Source organism: Geothrix sp. PMB-07, from assembly GCF_030758935.1.
GTDB lineage: Bacteria > Acidobacteriota > Holophagae > Holophagales > Holophagaceae > Geothrix.
This window is the reverse complement of the sequence record NZ_CP132333.1, coordinates 3340304-3359776: the sequence shown is the minus strand read 5'-3', so window position 1 is coordinate 3359776 and position 19473 is coordinate 3340304. Positions and strand designations below refer to the sequence as shown.

Sequence of the window (19473 nt, the reverse complement as noted above, 5' to 3'; positions counted from 1 at the left end):
CACTGCCCCTTCCTTCGTGGCTCTTGATGCGCTGTTCGACGACTTAGCCTAAGGACATTCTCGCTACTTTGCGCTGAAGCGATAGACCGTCGTGGTTCGGTAGACGCGACCTGGCCACAGGATGGTGGAGGGGAACTGGGGCTGGTTGGGGGAATCCGGGTAGTGCTGCGTCTCCAGGCAGAAGCCGCTGCGCCTTGGGTAGGCCTGTCCCGCCTTTCCGACCAGCGTCCCGTCCAGGAAGTTGCCCGCGTAAAATTGGATGCCGGGCTCGGTGGTGAACACTTCCATGCGGCGGCCCGAGGTTGGCTCCTCCACCGTTGCAGCCAGGGTGAGTCCCCTTTTCTTTCGATCCAGCACCCAGTTGTGGTCGTACCCCTGACCGAAGCCGAGCTGTTCATCTTGGGCCAAGATCCGCTCGCCGATGGTGTGGGCCGCCAGGAAATCGAAAGGGCCACCCTTCACAGGACGGAGCTCGCCGGTGGGGATGAGCCCTTTGTCCACAGGCGTGAAGCGGCTTGCCTGGAGGGTGAGCTGGTGCCCGAGGATGTCTCCGTTTCCTTCACCTTTGAGGTTGAAGTAACCGTGATGGGTCAGGTTCACGGGAGTGGCCTGGTCCGTGGTGGCGCTGTAATGGATTTTCAGGCCATTGTCGGGCGTAAGCGAGAACGACACCGTCACACGCAGGTTTCCGGGGTAGCCCTCCTCCCCGCTCTTGGAGACGTAGCGCATCTGCAGGCAATCCGCACCATTGCGCTTGACCTGCTTCGCCTCCCAGACCACCTGATCAAATCCCTTCAGCCCGCCATGAAGGGAGCAGGGCAAGTCGCCGGGCGTATTGTTGGCGGCCAGCTGATAGGTCTTTCCCTGAAGGGTGAAAGCGGCATGGGCGATGCGGTTGCCAAAGCGGCCGACGATGGCTCCAAAGTAGGGATTGCTTTTGCGGAAGGCATCGCTGGTGTAGCCATCCAGACTGGGGAAGCCCAGCACGACGTCATCCAGCTTCCCAGCCCGGTCGGGGACGAGCAGGCGCACCACGGTGGCACCGTAGTTGGTGATCTCGGCCTTCATGCCATTGCGGTTGGTGAGCGTGTAGAGCTGCACCGCCGCCCCATCCTTGGTGGTTCCGAAGGGGCGGGGGGCTGGCGACGAGGCCATGGCGAAGGCGGCGCAGAGGCCCGTCAGGGCGGTGGTCATCGCGGTGCGGCGGGTGGGGGCCAAATCAGTGGGGCTCATTGGGATTCTCCAATCGAACGCGGCTTGCGATCCTGGGAACGGCAATCCAGCGGCCATGATGGCGCAAAATGTCAGAAAATGAAATCGTTTCAGTGTTCATCTGAGCACGCTGCAATCAGCTTCTGCTCTTCTTGGTGCGCCCTTGGTTGCTGGGCAGCCGCGTGATGATGTAGGGTCCACTCAAGCCGGGGCCCACGGGCAGGGTGACCGGAGTCTCGTTGCCTGCACCGAGCTTAAGTAGCGCCGTGGTTCCATCGGGGTTCTCGATGCGGTACTGGCCCGGCTCCCCTGCGAATCCCAACTCGATGTTGTGGCTGCCAGGGGTGTCGGATTCGAGGTGGAACCGGATCGACGAAAGATCCTCCTTCACTTGAATGGGGTTGGACCCCGCGAATCGGTCGCGAGTTAGGTGAAGATGCAGCTTCCGGTTGCCCAGGAGGGCGTGGAAGCGTCTTCTTACGCCATCCTTCGGCGCCACCTCCAGGAAGCCCGCCATCGGCTTCCAGGTGCCGCCGTAGCAGATGCGGCCGAACAGGGGGTCGTCCGTGAGAATGGTCGAGGCGTTCCGGAGTGCTCCACAGAATCCAAGGTCCGACTCAGAGCTGTAGAACCAAGGGCCCCGGTGATGGGGTTGTTCAAGCCAGGTCCGCCCCTTCGCTGCAGGCTCGAAGCCGCCGCCAACGCCGCCATCATTGTCCTGTCCGGGGAACCAGTAACCGAAACCGGATTCTGGCGTGCCGGTGTTCATGAGGGCCCAGGCGCTCAGGATGGAGGCATAGCCCAGGCGGAGGAAGGGCGCTGGCTTTTCGGCATGGTTCAGGCCGTAGTCGAGGATGGCGCCTCCGCCCATGGGCGACATGTAGGAGAGTGTGAACGCGTCTCCGCCGCTGCCTCGATAGTCGCTTCCCAACAGGTAGTAGGCGGGCTCGATCCACCCACGGCAGAAGAGGTTGGCCTTCAGTTGGCGTTCCAGAAAGGCCTTGGCGCGGGCGCGACGGATGGTCGGGGCCTTGAGGGCGTAGGTGGCCAAGGCGTGGGTGGATTCGAATCCGGTGGAATCAAAGGGATACTCCGACCCGAACAAGTCGGGCTGGTCGTTGACGAAGAACTGGGCCTTCTTGTCCCAATGCTGAGCGAGGGCCTGGCTCTCCGCCTTCAACCCTTCCCCCTTCAGGCAATCCATCAGGTGGGGGATGACGATCTCATTGTAGTACCCGGTCTCATAGGGGGACCACTGGGCGATGGCCATGGGAACCGTGAACATCGCCAGGGCGGTTCCGTAGGCGCGCCGAAGGTAGACCTCGGCGCTCAGGGCGGTATGGATCTCCGGATGGTGCCGTGCCACGCGGTACATGCCCAGATAGGTGGCCACGATGTGCGGATAATCATAGACCCGCCACAGGTGCTGCCGACCCTTAGGGCCGGGATCGGGGCTTTCGCGGTTCTGCTTCCAGTCCGGGATGCCGTAAACGCCGTAGGGGAAGGGTTCCGCATCGGTCTGCTGGAGGCCGCCCCAGACGAAGTGCTGAAGGTACTCGTCCAGCGCATCGACTTCGGATTGCACAGGGTATTCCGCCAACTTGGTGGCCAGAAACGCGGGTTTGCTGAGCCCGGGATCATCGCAGGTGACCTCGTAGATTCGCCAGCCCTTGATCTGATCGTAGTTGTCGGGGCCCAACAGCGTGTGGTTCTCCATGTTCCATTCGGCCAGGAGACCGCGGTACCACTTGGTGGGGTCCTGGTGCTGGTGGCGAGCGATGAAGCTGCCCCGTTTCTTGATCAGGGTTTCCACGGGTTCGGTGCTGAAAAATTCCAGATAGATGTGCCGCCCGTTCCCGTACCGCACGAGCAGGCGGTTCTCACCCAGTCGGGCGAAGCGGACCTGGAAGAGGCGGGTGCCGTCCTTGCGCTCATCCAGTTCCTGGATGACCGTATCCGCGGGGAATTCGGCCTCCAATGCCTGGATGGGGACCTTGGAACGCAGGGCCACGGTGGCCGTCAGATCGCTGGGCAAGGTCATGCCTGGTACGACCTGGGTGTCGACATGACCTTCGTTCACGAGGATGTTCCGGACCCCCTCGTAGCCATCCGCCCACTGGAACTTGAATCCGTAGGTGTGGGAGTCACCCGCGGAGCCTGAGGGGGTGAGGAATAAACTCGTACCCGGTTGGCGCCAAGTCCCCTCGCCCTTGAGGGCTTCAAGGGCGTGCTTGGCATGCAGGTACACGCGGTAGCCTCCCTCTGCCTCCCAATACTCCAGGCTGGTGTCGCCCAGGGCGGTCATGGTCAGGAAGGGTTTGGCGCTGTCCGGCCGCATCCAGAACAGGAAGGAACCTGACCCTGAGATGAAGCTGTGTTTGAGCACGGAGGTCTTGTCAGAGCCGTGACGGCTGAAATCCGTCTGGATGGGCAGGGGCAGGGACAGGTCCCCCACCTCCAGGGTTTTGCTCGTGGGGTTCCTGAGCGTGATCGTCCAGATGAGTGCGCCACCCCTGGCTTCAAATCGACTGTTGACGAACAACCCGGGACCAGCATTCGTGGCTTCACACCAGTCCTCCCCAGCGGCCCGGTAGCGCAGGTGCACGTCTCCAAGCCGCTTCCCTGGGGTGATGTATTCCATTCCTCGGTGGGTCTTCGGGCCCTTGAGGCTGATGAGGAAGCCGCCCTCGGTTTTCACATCCATGGCTGATCCGGCCATGGCGGCCACGCTGCCGACGGCCAACAGCAGCGTCAGGGCCGCGCGCGCGATGGCGCGGACGAAGGGAAGATCTCTCAACATAAGCATCACCACCAAGGATGAAACGGCTAATGGGCAGGGGCGGAGGCGAATGGCTAGATGAGGTTCTTGGCTTTGAGCTGTGCCTCCAGCTCCCGGACCTTCCGGAAGGCGAGGAAGCCAAGAATGCCGCCTCCGACGAGGGCACACCCGGGCACGAAGGCCACGAGGATGAGGATCAGTTCCATGCAACCTAGGTTTCCCATGTCAGCTCCTGTAGAGGATGCGGAGGCGTGTTGTCATTGGGCGATCTTGGCCAGAACGGGATCCAGCCAGGCCGCGTGCGGGGCGTTCAGCCAGTCGTCATCTTCGGGAGCGGCCTCCTGGGCGCTGGTGCGCAGCACCAGGTGCTTGACGCCGCGAACATCGAGGCTGAAGGGCTTCGGACCCGCGGCCTTGGCCAGGGGGCCACTGGTCCAGAGCTCTCGGCCATCCGCCAAGACGGTGAATGTCACGGGCGTTTTTTCGCGATCGGAATCGTCGAAGGCCGCCTGGCCCGTGAAGGTGGTGAAGAGCCCCTTGAGATCGAATTCCACTTCGGAGCCAGCATGGGCGGAAAGGCCGGCCCGGTGCCGGGTGGTCACCGTGAAGGTGCGGGGCTCAGCGCCACGGCCCTCACTCCGGATGGGATCGAGCTCGGTGAGCTTGGCCATCTCGGGCAGCAGGGCGCCGAGGGTGAAGGCCAGTTCCGCCTTCTTCGGGCCTTTGCTTTCCACGCCGTCCTCCCAGACACTGCGGACTTCAACCGTGTAGCTCCGGGTGGGATCCAGCCCACGCAAGGGGAAGTGGGGTGTGGCCGTCTGCCCTTGAAGCTGGCCGTCGAGATACACCTGATAGCCGGCGTTTAGGTAGTACTGATCTTTCCACTTCAGGTCAGCGCCATCGAGGCCCATGGGCTCCACCTGCAACCCGACCGGGGCCTGGGTGGGGTAGTGGTAATACCCGGTTGGCTTGAAGGCCACTTTCCAGCGGATCTCCTGGGTCTGCTTCGAGGTGATGCGGAGCGTGGCCCAGCCTTGGTGCTGAGTGATCTGTATGGGCAGCGCCCCAGAGGCGGAGTGCGCCGAGGCCTGGCTGATCTCGAAGTTCTGCCCGCGCGGGAACGCGAAGTGCAGCTCGTAGGGATCGTTCTCGATGAGCTTGCTCTTCCCCGAGAAGCCGCTGGCCGTGCGCCGAAGCTCCTGCAGGTCCACCCAGCCCTGGGTGAGGTGGCGGTTGGTCGACACCAGCTGGATCTGCCCATCGCTGGGCACCAGGCTGAGCACGCGACAGCTGGTCGGTGCGAGATCCAGGGCCATGCCAACGTCCCAGGCGCCCAGGTATTCCTGGTTCCAGAAATCGAAGACATGGACGGGCCTGTCGGCGGCCAGCCCCAGATCCTTCCAGCCCAGGTAGAGCTGATCGGGGCGGTCCTGGCGGAAGTTGAAGGCGCCCACCACGTCGTAGCCGCGGCCCAGGTGCTGCACCTTGAGATCCCAGATGCGCTTGTTCCGCGTGGCGGGGAAGAGGTCCAGGGGGCGGATGTCGGTTGCGGGGAAGACCTTGCGGAGGATGTTCACGCGCTCCTGCGACAGGTCCGGCAGGCGGTCGCTGGAGAATAGGGCCTGGCCGGTGAGGCCCTGGAGTGAGGCCCACACCCGGGCCTGATCCAGGGTGAGCGGGGCCCGCAGCAGCATCACGTCCGGGTCGGTGTACCAGGCGATGTTGTGCTGGTAGTAGGACTGCAGCGTGGGCGCCAGGGCCGTGAGGAAGCCCTCCCAACCCAGCACCACGTCGCCGCCGGTGCGAGAGCCGTTCATGAGGCCCATGCCTTCCACGGGAAGGCCCCAGCAGCCCAGGAGGTAGCGGTTCGGCCCGAGCCCCGCGCGGATGGCGTCCAGGGTGTGGCGGTAGAGCTGATCCGGCGCGCCGGGCTTCTGCATGAAGGCCTGGGTCTTGCCGTACTCCTCCACCACGATGGGCTGCCCGTCGATCTTCAGGTAGTCATAACCCCAGCCGGCGAGCCGGGAGAAGAGGCCCTTCAGGTAGGTCTGGGAGGCCTCCGTGGAGGGATCCACCAGCCACTTGCCTTCCCAGGTATCCGAGGGTGACGTGCCATCCGGCTTGCGCAGGAACACGCCCGGCGAAGCCTGGACCACCTGGTCGTTGGATTGGCCGTGGGGGGCGATCCAGAGGCCTGGGGTGAAGCCCTTGCCCTTGATGTAACGGGCGAGGTCGGCCATGCCGCTGGGGAAGTGGCGGTCCACGGCGCTCCAGTCCCTGGAGCCATGCTTGCCGTCGGCCTTCTCCGCCTGCCAGGCGTCGTCGATCTGGATGATCTGGGCGCCGTAATCCTTGAGGTTCTGCGCAATCCAATCGGTGTTGCGCCGCACCTCCTGCTCATCGAGATCCTGGTAGTAGTAGTACCAGGTGCAGAAACCCGATGGGGCCACCGGGAAGATCGACTTGTCCATGGCTTTGAAGAACTTCAGCTTCAGGGTGTCACGGTAGTAGTGCGGCAGTCGGCGGCCATCCTGCAAGGTGAGCTCGTCCTTGGCAGGGTCGTAGGTGCCCTGGGCCAGGCTGGTCTTCACCTCGCCGAGGGTCATGACGAACAGATCGCCGTTGGCGCTGTCCTTCACGCGCGCAGGAATGGGGTAGGGCCAACCCTTTGCCGGAGTTGGGGCCTTGGCTGAGGCTCCTGGTTTGGGCTGGCCTGCGGCCAGCATGCAGGTCAAGGCCAGCAGGAGCGCTGGATGGGAGGGGCGGGGCATGAGCTACTCCTGATTCCGGGGGCAGGGCTGGAAGCGCCAGTCCACGTGCTCCCGGTAGGCCATGGTCTTGTCCACGAGGCGGTAGAGGCCGGGATCGTGGGCCCTGAGGGCTTCGCGGGTGGTGATGGGGCGCTCGGCCTTCAGGGGTGGGTAGCCGTCCCCGGCAGCGTCGAAATAGGCGGACACACCGGCGGTCCAGTAGGCGAAGCGATCCTGGGCGGCGGGTGTGCCACGCCAAAGCCCCAGGCGGGTGGCGTGCGCGAAGGCGGCCCGCACCTGCGCGTCGAAGCGAACATCCATGCGCTGGACGCGCAGCTCGTATTGCTGCCGCTCGGCCCCTTTCCGCTCGAACGCGGCATCCACCGGGCGCAGACCGGCAGCGCGGTAGACGGCCTTCGCGAAGACGCTGAGGGTCATGCATTCCCCGGCAAAGGGATCGCCGGAGAGGTTGAGCACATTCTCCTCAGGCACCACCATCAGCTTCAGTTCCGGGGTGTAGTCCAGGAAGCGGAGCTCCTCGAAGCCATGGTTGGCCTTGTCGGCCTTGAGTTCCGGAAGGTCGCTCAGGTTCTCACCGCGGCCCAGCACCACCAGCCGGGCCCCCTTGTGGATGAGCACCTTCAGGAGGTCGTGCCGGTAGGCGAACAGCTTGCGGATGGTGTCGTTGGCCTTCAGCAGCGCCCGCTCACTCACCTTGGCCGTTCCCAGCACCGGGAACTCCCGGGCATAGGTGAACTTTGTGTAGATGGGCGAGGCCCCAAGGGCGGGCGGTGGAGCGATGACCGAGGGCTGGCGGCGCAAGGGGCGCAGCCGCCAATCCTGGGCGGGGCTGAGCCGGAAGACCCGGTGGACGAAGGCGTAGGCCTCAGGCTGGTAACGCTTGAGGCCCTCCCGGGTGGTCACGGGGCCGTGGTTCCAGTTGTTGCCCCGCTCACAGTCGAAGTACATGGTGACCAGTTCCGCCCAGTACTCCGTGGCGCTGGATCCTGCATAGGTGTTGCGGAACAGCCCCTGGGAGACGGCCCTGCGGTACAAGGCCTCGAGATCCTTCTGCCACCGGGGGTCCATGCGCGCCAAGGTGGCGTCGATGGTGTGGGCGAATTCGTGGAGGCCCACGCTCATGTCGTCGTAGCGGTCGTTGGCGAGGTTCAGGAGGTTCTCTTCGCCGAAGCTGGTGACGTCATCGCCGCCGGTGCCACGCACCCGCTCGTTCCAGAAGGCCGGATCGGGCGTGTCCCGGTAGTCGGGGAGATCCGTGTAGACCTGATCCTTGCCGATGATCACCAGCCGCGTGCCGAAGGCGGCCATGGCCCGAATGATGTCGGGTCGCCCGGCCAGCACGTGGGTGACGATGTCATAGGTGCGGTGCAGGGCCTCGTCGGCCACGGCCTCTCCAGCCAGCACTGGCATGCCCTGGATGTCGAGGCTCTTGCGGTAGAAGGTGCGGGCGACTTCCCGGTGCTTGGCCTCGAAGGTGCCGAGCATTTTCTCGGAAGGTGGCACCACAGGTGGCCCGGCCTGGGCCAGGAGGGGAAGGCCAAGGGCGAGCAAGGCCGAGGGCAGGAATCGATGGATGGTCACGCCAGATCTCCAGGGGTGGATGCGCCGGGATCGGCTACTGCACAGCCCATTCGTAGAGGCCCGCGGAGAGGCCCGGCTGGAGGTGCACTTCGAGGCGGAGGCCGGTGGTGGTCACGGGGGTGAAGGTGGTGTTCAGCAGGGCGCCGCGGGTGGTGGGGTAGGAGGCGCCGGTGACGGGCTGCCAAGCCCCCTCCTTCGTGCGGTAGAGCAGGCGCCAGGATTCGGGCACGGCGCAGCCGCCACCGGAAGGCTGGTCGTCGAACCAGCACACGGACACCTGGGACACGGTGGCGGGGGCCTTGAACTGGTAGTCCACCCACTCCACGCCGCCATTGTGGGGCCAGAAGTCGAAGTGGGGAGCGAAGCCGTCGGTGGCGTTCTGGGGTATGAGCTGATCGCTCAGCGCTTCGGTGCCCATGCCCTGCCGCATGAAGGAGACGCTCACCTTGCTTTCAGAAGCCAGCGTCGGCTTGGGCGGCAGGGGCACATCCTTTTCCTCGGTGGGCAGCCAGACCTGCATGGGCGAGGGCCCGCGGTTGGCCCAGGCGAAGTAGGGAATGGCGGTCACGGTGGCGCGGGTGGAGGTGGTGCCGCCCTCCTTGAGTCGGGAGACGCGGTGGGCGCCCTGGATGTCCAGCACGGTCACACCGCCCAGGAAACCGGGTCGGCTCACGGGCTTCACGTTCTGGAGGGCGGGCACCGCCACATCGAAGATGTCGCCGCCGTTGTCGCTGCCTTCCAGGCAGTAGACCATCGGGCCCCGCTCCAGGGCGACACGGCCCCGGGTGGCCGCCACATGCGCGTTGCCCACGACCGTCCGCACGGGCATGGGCAGATCCACGTCCACCCGGTCACCCTGGCGCCACGTGCGCGTCAGGATGGCGTAGCCATCGCGCAGTTCGGCGGGGACCGCCTTGCCGTTGACGGAGACAGTCCAGGGACCGAGGCCCGTCTTGGCATCCCGGTAGGCGTAGAGGTCGCTGGGCAGGGGCTGGCCCTGGGTCCAGCCGGGAATGCGGATGCAGAGGCTGAAGGCGCCGGGCTTCGCCGGATCCACGCCCATGCGGATGCGCCCAGACCACGGATAATCCGTGGTCTGGCTCAGGGTCACGGAGGTGCCTGCCACCTCCGTGGTGGCCTGGCTCTGGGCGTAGAGGTTCACGAAGAGGCGGTCGTCCTTCACGGCGTACATGTAGCCCGACAGGGCCGCCAGGGTGCGCAGAACGTTGGGAGGGCAGCAGGCGCAGCCGAACCAGGGGGCCCGACCTGCGTGCCCATGGTTGTTCCGGCTCTTGCCGTCGTAGACCAGCGGATTGGGATAGAAGAAGCGGTCGCCGCTGAGGGAGACGCCGCTGAGGAAGCCGTTGTAGAGGGTGCGCTCGAAGACGTCCATGAACTTGGATTCGCCGGTCATGAGGAACATGCGGTGGTTCCACATGAGGTTGGCGATGGCGGCGCAGGTCTCGTTGTAGGCGCGCTGGGGCAGTTCGTAGTCATCGCCGAAGGCCTCGCCCGACCCCCGGGCGCCGATGCCGCCGGTGATGTAGAGCTTGCGGCCCACCACGTTGTCCCAGATCCGGGTGATGGCCTTCATGTAGCTGGGATCGCCGGTGAGGGCGGCCACGTCGGCCATGCCTGAGTACATGTAGCCGGCCCGCACGGCGTGGCCCACGGCCTCGTCCTGGTCCACCACCCGCTTGTGCATCTGGGCATAGGTGTCGCCACCGGGGCCGCGCACGTCCAGGAAGAACTTGGCGAGCTTGATCCAGCGCTCGTCACCCGTGATCCGGTAGAGCTTGGCCAGGCCCATCTCCACCACCTGGTGGCCGGGGGCGATCTTGAGGTCGCCCTTGCCGAAATTTTTCCAGAGGAGCTCGGCGCTCTTCAGGCAGACATCCAGCAGGGCCCGCTTGCCCGTGGCCTGATAGTAGGCCGTGCCTGCCTCGTAGAGATGGCCCAGGTTGTACAGCTCGTGGCTGAGGTCGGGGTCATTGAGCCAGCGCTTCTCGTGGATCCAGGGATGGGCCGGTGAATCCGGGTGCATGGTGCGCCAGGTGTACAGGTAGCCGTCCGGCTCCTGGGCCGCGGCGATGCGGGTGATGATGCCGTCGCAGAGGGCCTCGAGCGCGGGGTCCCGCTGGAGGCTCAGGGCGTAGGCGGCGCCCTCGATGCTCTTGTAGGCGTCCGAGTCGTCGAAGGTGTACTCGGTGAGGGGCTGCATCTGGAAGTCCTTCTCCCCGGCGGCCCGGCGCCGCAGCACCTCGGCGGCCTGGTCGAAGTTCTTGATGCGCCCGGTGGCCTCGCATTGCTCGAAGGCGAAGGGCAGGGTCACTTTTCGGTTCACCTCCTGGCGGGGCTGCCAGAAGCCTCCCGTGATGCGCACGGAGGTGAAGGGCACGGGCTTGACCGGGTAGTCCGCGGCGAGGGCGAAGGTGGTGCAGAGGACCAGGGCGGGGCCCAGGACCCTCCAGGGGGAAGGCAGGTTGTGGGGCTTGGTGAAAAGCATGGGGCTGCTCCAGAACGGGGAGGGAATCAGAACTCAGCGTTGGGCATCCGCGCGGATGGTCCTGACGCCGAAGATGGCGGGCGTTTCACTGTCAGGGGTCGCCTCGATGCGGACGGTGACCGATTTCTTGCCCTGGACCAGGGCCTGGGGCACGGCGTATTCCCGATCGAAGAAGTGCGGAATGCCGCCCCGCTCGATGACCTCGTCGGCCACCTTCTGGCCGTCCACCAGGATGCGGAACGTGCGCTTGCGCCATTCATCCTGGAAATAGGTCAGGACGACCGCGGTGGGATGGGTCGCGTCCACGGGCAGGTCGAAGGAGAACCACTGCTTCGCATGGCGGAAGGGGCGGCCCTGGATTCGGCGCATCTCCTCGAGAATCAGACCCTCGCCCTTGAAGTTGAAATCCCGTTCCGGCTGCATCTCTCCGGGTTGCGCGTAGGCCACGGTGGCCAGCTGGAGCCGCCTTTGGCGTTCTGCGGCCGCGGCATACTCAGCGGACCGCGCCTGCCATTCCTTGGGCGTGAACAGGTCGAAATACACGGCGTAGGAGCGGCGGTGCAGCTGGAAGAAGGGAACCAGGTCCACCTCGTGGGGATTGCCTGCGCCCTCCGTGCGGAACTGGCCGAGCTTCCCGGGAACAGGTTTGATCCATTGGTCGAGGGGCCGCTCCGCAGCCACCAGGACCGGTACATTGCCTTCCTTCCAGGTCTCGAAGTTCTCCTCGGGCCCAAGGTTCCCGGCCAGCACCAGAGGGCCCCAGAGGATGGCGGCCCGACGTGGATTGTCCGGCAGGGCCTCGAGCCGCAGTTTTTTGGGCATGAGCAGGCGAACCACATCGCCGCTCTTCCAGGTGCGGGTGATCTCCACGTAGGCCCCGGCCTTGGCCAACGATGGCAGCTTTTCTCCGTTGACCTCCACCTGGAAGCCTTCCTGGGCCCAGGCGGGGCGGCGCAGGTTCAGGGTGAAGGCCTTGGGGCTCTTCACGGTGAAGGTCAGGGTGGCCTGGTCGCCCAGAGGCAGATCGGTGGCCGTGGCCACCGACACGCCGGCCGATTCCCAATTCGCCGTGGTGGGTGTGTAGAGGTTGACCCAGAGCCGGTTTCCAGCCTCGTAGTAGATGCCGAAGGCGTGCAGGGCATGGCTCTCCATGCCGGAGCCCACGCAGCAGGTGAAGTCGTGCTCCATATCCTGGTATTCATGCTGCACGCCACGGCCCACGGGCACCATGTAGCAGGTGCGGCCGTCCTGGGGATCCATCGAGGCGAGGATGTGGTTGAACAGGGCCCGTTCGTGAAACTCCGCGTAGAAGGGATCGGGGCGGAGGGCGAAGAGCTTCCTGGCCATCTTGATCATGTTGTAGACGTTGCAGGTCTCCGCCGTGCGGCCATCGACGCTGTCGGACATGTGGTCGGCGTCGAAGAAGTATTCGTTCTTGCCGTGCCCTCCGGTGGCGAAGGTGTGATGCTGCACCACGCGATCCCAGAAAAATGAAGCCGCGAAGCCGTCTCCGGAATCCCCGGTGTAGGCATAGCGGGCCAGGTTGCCCATGAGCTTGGGCACCTGCGTGTTGCCGTGCAGCCCGCTGAGCTTGTCCTGATGCCGCTTCAGGGGCTCCAGCACCGCGGTGTGCTCGAATCTGTAGGAGAGATCCAGCCACCGCCGATCGCCGGTATCGGCGTAGAGATCCGCCAGCACCTCGTTCATGGCGCCGAACTCCGTATTGAGCATTTTCTGGAGCTGGGCGTCGTTCAACCCAGCGAGGGTGCGCTCCGCCCAGGCGGCGAACTTGATCTCGATGGCGAGCGCCAGGGGGTTCCCGGTGCAGCGATAGGCATCCCTCAATCCGGCGTAGATCTTGTGCTGGACGTACCACGGCGACCAGAGGCCATTGAGGTCGAAGCCCCCGGATCGGATGTCGCCGCGGGCCACCTCCTCGAAGCGCTCCTTGCCCTGCTCCAGGGCGCCCAGGTAGCCATCGCCCTGCTTATCCTGGACCACCTTGAGCTCGGACAGGATGTAGTCCACCCGGGCTTTGAACCGGGCGTCGCCGGTGGCGCTGCCCATCAGGCTGATGGCGGACAGGTAGTGGCCCAGGATGTGGCCGGAGAGGTTCTTGCCGTCGCCGTCCCAGCCACCATAGGGCTCGGCCTTGGGCGGAAGACCGGCGCGCTTGCGGAAGTTCGCCAGCATGCGGTCCGGTTCCAGGCTGAGCAGGTACACGGCGTCCAGGTCTTGGGCATGCTTGAGCGGGCCGCCGGTGAGACGGACCGACTGGAGCGGCAGGGGCCGCGCCACATCGGCGATGACCGGCTGGATGGGCCGGGCCACCTGGGCTGGGGCCAGGATGGTGAACAGGCAGAAGGGAATGATGGCTTTCACGGGGTCTCTTTCACGAGGGGAAGGCGCAGGATGGTCAAGGATTGGGCAGGGAAGGCCCGGGTGAACTCAGGCCCTGGAATGTCGATGTCGGTGGTGGCAGGTGTGACCTTGGGCGGCGCGCCGACGAGGTTTTCATCGGCCAGGCCGGCGCTGAGCACTGTGAGCCGACCCTTTCCAGTCAGAGGCTGGGCTCCCCGGACCCGCAGCGCAAGCTCCGCGGGGCGTCGGCCGGCATTGACCACTTTGAGGACCACCTCGTGGGTGGTTTCGTCCAGCGCGGCAGTGGTGTAGAGGCCTGCGGTGGCAGTGGCGGAGGAGGTGAGTGTCAGCTCCACTGGCAGCACCCGGCTGGCCCTGTTCCGGGAGAAGAGCTGCTGCACCCAATACGAAGGTGTCGGTGAGGACTGGAGGCTGTCGAACCAGATGAGGTTCGGGGACCATTGCCAGGCATCCACGCAGGCGAGGAGCGGCGCGTACGAGGCCAGGCGCACCACGTCGGCGTTGCGCTCGAGGCCGGTCATGAAGGCGGCCTCGGACAAAGCGGCTTCCCAGGAATTGGGCCTTGGCGCCCCCGGTGCAGGCCGCTCGGGGTGGGCGGCGTATTCTCCCGCGAACACCTTGGGGCCGGTGCGCGGGTAGCTGTCGTAGCGATGGGCGTTGTTGAAGAACCAGGATGGAGGCGCGTAGTAGTGCTCGTCCACCAGGTCGGCCTTCCGGGCCCGGAGACCGGCCCAGAGGGTGTCGAAATCCTCCCCGCCCATCCACGGTCCGGCGCTGCCGATGATCTGGATCTGCGGATGCTTCGCCTTGATGGCCTGCTCAAAGCGGCTGAAGCGATCCAGGTATTCCGGTCCTGATTGCTCGTTCCCCACGGCGAGGAACTTCAGGCCGAAGGGGGCTTCATGGCCCATGTCCCTCCGCACCTTGCCCCAGGGGGTGGTGGGAGCGCCGTTGGCGAACTCGATGAGGTCGAGGGCATCCTGGATGAAGGGTTCCAGCTGGTCGAGGGGCGTCATCTCGCTCGTCTCGAACTGGCAGGCCATGCCGCAGCTGAGCACTGGCAGCGGCTCTGCGCCCAGATCGGCACAGAGCTGGAAGAACTCGAAGAAGCCAAGCTGGAAGGACTGCTGGTAGTCCGCGGCGAAGCGGCCCTCGCCCGCCAGGTTGTCAAGCCAGCGGTTGGGCATGGGACGTCGGGCGTCGACCGGTCCCACCGTGCGCTTCCATTGATACCGGTTGGCGAGGTCGTGCCCTTCCACCACGCAGCCTCCGGGAAAGCGCACGAAGCCGGGTTTCAGGTCGGCCAGAAGGCGCATCAGGTCGGGGCGGAAGCCATGCGTTGCCGCCATGGGCATCAGGGAGACGGCGTCGAGATCCACCTGGCCAGGGCCTTCCAGGGTCAGCTCCAGGCGACCCCCCGGATCGGTGTTCGCAGGAGAGAGCAGCAAATCAAAATGGGCCCAGACGGGACTGTCGACCCGCACCTGCCCCCCGGCCAGGATGCGGTTTTCAGCCCCTCGAAGGGTTGCACGGAGGTTCACCGGTGCACCCGCCCCCCGCCGGGCCCAAAGGGTCAAACGCAAAGCCTCTCCGGCCTTGATTCCCATCCCTCGGAAGCCCTCGTTGCCGACGCCGTAGCCTTCGCCGGGGTCCTGGGACTGCAGCCGGAGGAAGTGGGGATTCTCCGGAATGGCTGGTTTCTCATCCAGGATGGTCATGGTGCCGCGCGCCTGCTTGCGGCGGACTTCGTACCAACCTTGGAGACGATTGGGAAACTCGAAGGAGCGGTTCTTCACCAACTCCGCCCAGAGCCCCCCATCCGCTGCGAAATTGATGTCTTCAAAAAAAACACCCCACATGGCGGGGTTGATGGCTGCACCGGGATTTCGAGCGTCCACGGTGAGGGTGGCCGTGGGAACGCGCTGGCCTTTGTCCGGGAGTTGGGCGCCCAGCCAGGGAATGCTGGCCACCACGGCAAGGAGGGAGGCGAATCGGATGAGTCTCACAGGCAGCCTTGTCATCCGGCCAAAGGAGGCCAGTTCAAAGAGAGCTGACGGGAAGGGCGGAAGGCCCTCCCCGTCATTTTGAGGCCAGTTAGAAGCGGTAGGCGCCCGCCAGCGTCAGGTAGGCAGGACGGCTGGGGTTACCACCTTTTTCGTAGGGCATGGTGGCGGCATCCTTGGAGCGCCACTCGGTGAAGACATAGGTCAGGTTCACCTCGACGTTCTTGGCGACGGGATAGCCGAGGCCCACGCGCCACCCGGCGCGCCAGTTCCGGTCCCCCTGCGCCTCATTCGGATTCACGCGCGTCACGAACCACTGGTGCAGCGAAGGGCCGAGGAAGACGTTGAAGGGGATGTTTCCGACCTTGACTGAGTGGATCATGTCGAAGCCAAAGAAATTGCCCCGCACATCGTAGGAGAACTTCCGCTCGAAGACGGTCATGCCGCTCTGCTGGCTGGGCGTCAGAGCCTGGTAGGTGGAGTAGGGAATGGTCTCGCTGCCATTGCCGCGGTCAACCCGCAGCCAGGGGCTGAAGCCGGAATCGCCAGGAATGGTCACCATGCCGCCGTAGACGCGGTATTGCAAGCCATCCCAGGAGGCAGGTGCCCCCATGTAGCCGAGCTCGAGGGTGTAGCCATGGCCCTTGTTGGTCATATCCCGGGTGTCGCCTTGGCTGCTGACCAGGCCGCCCTTCACGTAGAGGTTGAGCGGTTCCCCTGCCAAGAGGGGAGTCGCGGCGGCGGACAATGCCAGCCCCGCAATCATGATGGTGGTTCGTTTCATGTGAGTCTCCTCATGCCTCAGAACTTGATTCCGGTTTCAACCGTGAAGTAGCGTCCTCCGGGCATCCCGGCGTAGTAGGGCCCCCGGTATTGCATGGTCGATGGATCCATGAAGTAGCCGTTCTTGCCGTAGAAATTCGTGGCCTGGCTTCCATCGGCGAGGTTCTGGCCCATGTGCAAGGTCGCGTCGTTGTTACCCACCTGGTTCTGGGTGTAGACGTGGTTGAAGGGATTGGAGACTTCCACCCCCATCCACCAGCGGACCAGGGGGCCGATGGGGATTTCCAGGTTGTAACGGAGATTCAGTTCAAAGGCGTCGGGGTACTGGAAGCCACCGACCGATGTGCCGCGCTGGGCTTTGAAGATGTAGGTTCCCGCGCCACCATTGATCATGTTGGTGGTGGCGTAATTGGCGGGGGCATGAGCCATCACGGCCTGGTATTCGGCAGAGTAGGGATTCAGGTCCCACTGCTCCTGCTGGGTCCAGGTGCTTCCGGCGGTGTATTTGCCTCGGAGCACGAGTGAGGATTTCACGGCGCCGTGGCTGAGGTCGTAGGTGAGCCAGAAATTGGTCACCTGATTGATGGTGAGGCTCGGTTCGGTGATGTCTTCGGTGCTGTACCCGAAGCGCTTCCAGAGGTCTTCCCACCGCAGGCCCCATACCCAGTGGTTGGTTCCGATGTTGTCCACCCGCAGGTTGGACTGGGCGGACCAGTACTGCAGGTTCTGGTGGTTGCGGCTGTAGTTGTAGTTGCCGCCAAAGGTCAGGCGCGGCGAGAGCTTGAAGTCCCACTCGATCTCCGCCGCCGTGTAGTCGTGGTACAGGCCCGGATCGTTGGCCAGCAGGTTGCGGTAGCTGGTGACAGTGGTTCCATTGGTGTAGGCGTTGTTGACGGAGTACTGGTAGGGGTCCGCCAGCCATTGGTAGTTGTTTTTCCAGTCACGCCGCACCAGGGTGAACCGGATGTTGGACCCGTTGTCGTAGGCGCGACGGAAGGAGATGCTGTGCTCGTCGGAGTATTCCGCTTTGAAGTTGGGGTCGAGCTTGATGAAATCCGGCGACCAGAGGCTTCGGAAGTAAGTGTAGTTGGCGGGATTCAGCAGTTCCTGGGTGCTGGCCAGCGTAAAGCCATTGTTGGCCAGGTTGGAGCCGTCGTAGGGCAGCCCATTGGTGGTGGGGTCCCAGCTGTAATTGGCGATGTAGGGTTTCCGGCGGTGGACGAAGGCCATGTACATCGCCGCCGGAATGCGGTTGTGGAAGCGGCCGAAGGAATAGCTGAGGAGTCGCTTCTGATCGCCGCCGAGGTCCCATTTGAACTCGAAGCGGGGCGTGAGGATGTTGTAGGCCAGGACGCTGCCCTTGTCGTCACCCAGCTGGAACCGATCAAAGCGCAGGCCGCCCATGACGGAGAAGTTGGAGTTCAAGGTCCAGCGATCATTGACATAGAGGCTGGTGGTGGGTTGGTTGAAGCTGCCACTTTCCGGGCCCATGAAGTTCCGCATGCTGGCGCCCCCGTACCACTGGTAGGCATAGGGGCGGCTCGCTGACACGGCATCCGTGGTTCCGGGCCAGAGACTGGTCAGGTTGGCATGGGCTGCCCACATGACCCACTTGCCGGCATAGGCTGAAGGGTCCAACAAGGCCCCCGTATAACCTGTGGGATAGAGGATGTCGGTCGCCGTCAGGTCCGGAGAGATCTGGCCGCCCGGGGTATAGAACTGACGGGGAGCCGCGCCGGTGGAGGTGTCCCAATCCGTGCGTTCGTAGTTAAGACCCCAGTCGATCTGATGGTCGCCGAGCAAGGACTGAACGTTGACATAGAAGGTGGTATTGGATTTCTTGTCGCCCTGGTCATAAGGGCTGCCGGCCACAGCCTCATCCCGCGTCCAGCCCTGCCTCTTCCGGGCTTCCAAGAGGTTGGTGTAGGGATACCACGCGCCTGGCGCGCTGGCGCTGCCTGGGTGAAGGAAGGCACCGGGAATGCTACTGGCGCCGTTGCTATAGTTGCCATTCTCCCAGGTGCGGTTCGATCCCGAAGTGATCAGGTAGCCGCTGCTAGGCGGGACGATGGTTTCGCTGGTATGGCGCGCCAGACGAGCTTCCACCAGGTGGGTACCAAAGACGCCTTTGTAGCCGAGGTTCCAGACCCGGTTGGCTTCACCGGTGTTCCCGTAAAGGCCAGAGCTGATGGAAGCATTCCAGTCACGGTTGTACATGTCCGTGAGGGCACTTCTCGCCTGGGAGTAGGACCATTCCAGGGTCTGATCCTGCGTGATCTGGTAGAACACGGAGTACTGGTTGAACGTATCTTCCTGGCTTGTCTTGTAGGTTTTGCCCTGGTCCCAGAGATTCGCCTTGCGGATCTGGGCGCCGCCAGGAGTGACGAACAGGGTGCCGTCCGTTGAATTGGCATAATCGTGGCTGATGGAGCTGCTGCCGCCGTTGTAGTCCGACCACCAGCGGGGCACGAAATTTTGACTGCTCTTGGTGGGCTTGAATCGGCCGCCCCAGGCGAAGGTGATGTGATCCTTCCAGAGTGGGCCGCTCAGTGTGGCTTCGTAGGAGCGGTCGATGGCGTCATCGGTCGGGGAAATCTGGTGGGTGTTCCAGTCGCTTCCGAACCGGGCCACCTGGCGACCGGGGTAGCCCGGATCTCCCGTGGCGCCTAGGGTCGAGCGCCCGTAGTTCGCGCGCACGCTGCCTTTGAACTCATTGGTCCCGCGGGTGGTGACGTAGGAAATCATGCCGCTTTCGGTGTTGCCATAGCGGGCATTAAGGGGCGATTGGATGAGGGACACGGACTCGATCATGTCCGTGACCATCAGCTGGTTGCCTTTGAAGTTGCCCCATCCGGCGTCGCCGGCGGACATGCCGTTTACCAGGAACTTGCCACCCACCGTATTGCCGCCGCGGATGTGCACCGTGGTGCCTTGGTCGTTGCCATCTGTCACCACACCTGGAGCGATTGAGGTTATGGAAAGGAGATCCGATGCCGGAAGCAGGGCCGTGAGAGTGTCCATGGAATAGACGGACTGGGTACTGGTCTCGGTCTTGTCGATCTGGGAGGCCGCGGCAATCACCTGCACCACGGCGCCCTGGACTTCTGTTTGGATAGGCGCAACGCGCATGTTCTGACGGATGGTCTGGCCCGGGCTGACAAAGCATTTGACCGTGCCGGATACGTAACCGTCCTTGGAACAACTCAGGGCGTATTCGCCGTTCGGCAGGAGGGGGATGCGGTAGTTTCCATCGGCATCGCTGATGACCGTCCGGTCGCTGAGGATCTTGGGGGACCGCAGGATGAGACGGACACCTTGGAGGGGTTTGCCCGTCTTCTGGTCCGTGATAGAGCCGACAAGGGTCCCGACGGTTTCCTGGGCCATCAGGGAGGTGACGCCGACAAGGGCGAGGGTGAGGGTTGAGAAACGAGTGAATGGGCGCATGGGGATGTCTCC

The 19473-nt window shown here is 64.2% G+C and carries 10 protein-coding genes; all 10 read right to left on the bottom strand.

Annotated features, from left to right (window positions below; genetic code table 11):
* Positions 1-63: 63 nt before the first annotated feature.
* A complete protein-coding gene (locus Q9293_RS14680) occupies positions 64-1155 on the bottom strand; it encodes an aldose epimerase family protein (protein ID WP_372342221.1) in 1092 nt (363 codons plus the stop codon).
* 193 nt (positions 1156-1348) lie between these two features.
* Positions 1349-4012, bottom strand: coding sequence for a DUF5695 domain-containing protein (locus tag Q9293_RS14675; RefSeq protein WP_306247809.1), 2664 nt, complete (start codon positions 4010-4012; stop codon positions 1349-1351).
* Positions 4013-4065: 53 nt separating this feature from the next.
* Entirely contained in the window at positions 4066-4215 is a 150-nt protein-coding gene (locus Q9293_RS14670) for a hypothetical protein (protein ID WP_306247807.1), read from the bottom strand.
* A gap of 33 nt (positions 4216-4248) precedes the next feature.
* Positions 4249-6762 (bottom strand): NPCBM/NEW2 domain-containing protein, encoded by a 2514-nt coding sequence (locus Q9293_RS14665; protein ID WP_306247805.1) that lies wholly within the window; start codon positions 6760-6762, stop codon positions 4249-4251.
* 3 nt (positions 6763-6765) lie between these two features.
* Positions 6766-8343, bottom strand: coding sequence for a hypothetical protein (locus Q9293_RS14660; RefSeq protein ID WP_306247803.1), 1578 nt, complete (start codon positions 8341-8343; stop codon positions 6766-6768).
* A gap of 34 nt (positions 8344-8377) precedes the next feature.
* Complete coding sequence (locus tag Q9293_RS14655) at positions 8378-10849, bottom strand: glycoside hydrolase family 127 protein (protein WP_306247801.1); 2472 nt, start codon at positions 10847-10849, stop codon at positions 8378-8380.
* 33 nt (positions 10850-10882) lie between these two features.
* The gene (locus Q9293_RS14650) at positions 10883-13231 is read right to left on the bottom strand and encodes a glycoside hydrolase family 127 protein (protein WP_306247798.1); all 2349 of its coding nucleotides are present in this window, start codon (positions 13229-13231) and stop codon (positions 10883-10885) included.
* Positions 13228-15237: an alpha-L-arabinofuranosidase C-terminal domain-containing protein gene (locus Q9293_RS14645; RefSeq protein WP_306247796.1), complete on the bottom strand. Its 2010-nt coding sequence runs from the start codon at positions 15235-15237 to the stop codon at positions 13228-13230. The genes Q9293_RS14650 and Q9293_RS14645 overlap by 4 nt, the downstream gene beginning before the upstream one ends.
* A gap of 88 nt (positions 15238-15325) precedes the next feature.
* A complete protein-coding gene (locus Q9293_RS14640; RefSeq protein WP_306247794.1) occupies positions 15326-16018 on the bottom strand; it encodes a hypothetical protein in 693 nt (230 codons plus the stop codon).
* 17 nt (positions 16019-16035) lie between these two features.
* Positions 16036-19461, bottom strand: a complete 3426-nt coding sequence (locus Q9293_RS14635; RefSeq protein WP_306247792.1) for a TonB-dependent receptor — start codon at positions 19459-19461, stop codon at positions 16036-16038.
* Positions 19462-19473 lie beyond the last annotated feature (12 nt).

What these genes read in the sequence shown, in the direction of transcription:
- Q9293_RS14680 (WP_372342221.1), bottom strand. Translation starts at nt 1,155, where the DNA reads ATGGCCTCGTCGCCAGCCCCCCGCCCCTTCGGAACCACCAAGGATGGG.
- Q9293_RS14670 (WP_306247807.1), bottom strand. Translation starts at nt 4,215, where the DNA reads ATGGGAAACCTAGGTTGCATGGAACTGATCCTCATCCTCGTGGCCTTC.
- Q9293_RS14640 (WP_306247794.1), bottom strand. Translation starts at nt 16,018, where the DNA reads ATGAAACGAACCACCATCATGATTGCGGGGCTGGCATTGTCCGCCGCC.
- Q9293_RS14665 (WP_306247805.1), bottom strand. Translation starts at nt 6,762, where the DNA reads ATGCCCCGCCCCTCCCATCCAGCGCTCCTGCTGGCCTTGACCTGCATG.
- Q9293_RS14655 (WP_306247801.1), bottom strand. Translation starts at nt 10,849, where the DNA reads ATGCTTTTCACCAAGCCCCACAACCTGCCTTCCCCCTGGAGGGTCCTG.
- Q9293_RS14635 (WP_306247792.1), bottom strand. Translation starts at nt 19,461, where the DNA reads ATGCGCCCATTCACTCGTTTCTCAACCCTCACCCTCGCCCTTGTCGGC.
- Q9293_RS14675 (WP_306247809.1), bottom strand. Translation starts at nt 4,012, where the DNA reads ATGTTGAGAGATCTTCCCTTCGTCCGCGCCATCGCGCGCGCGGCCCTG.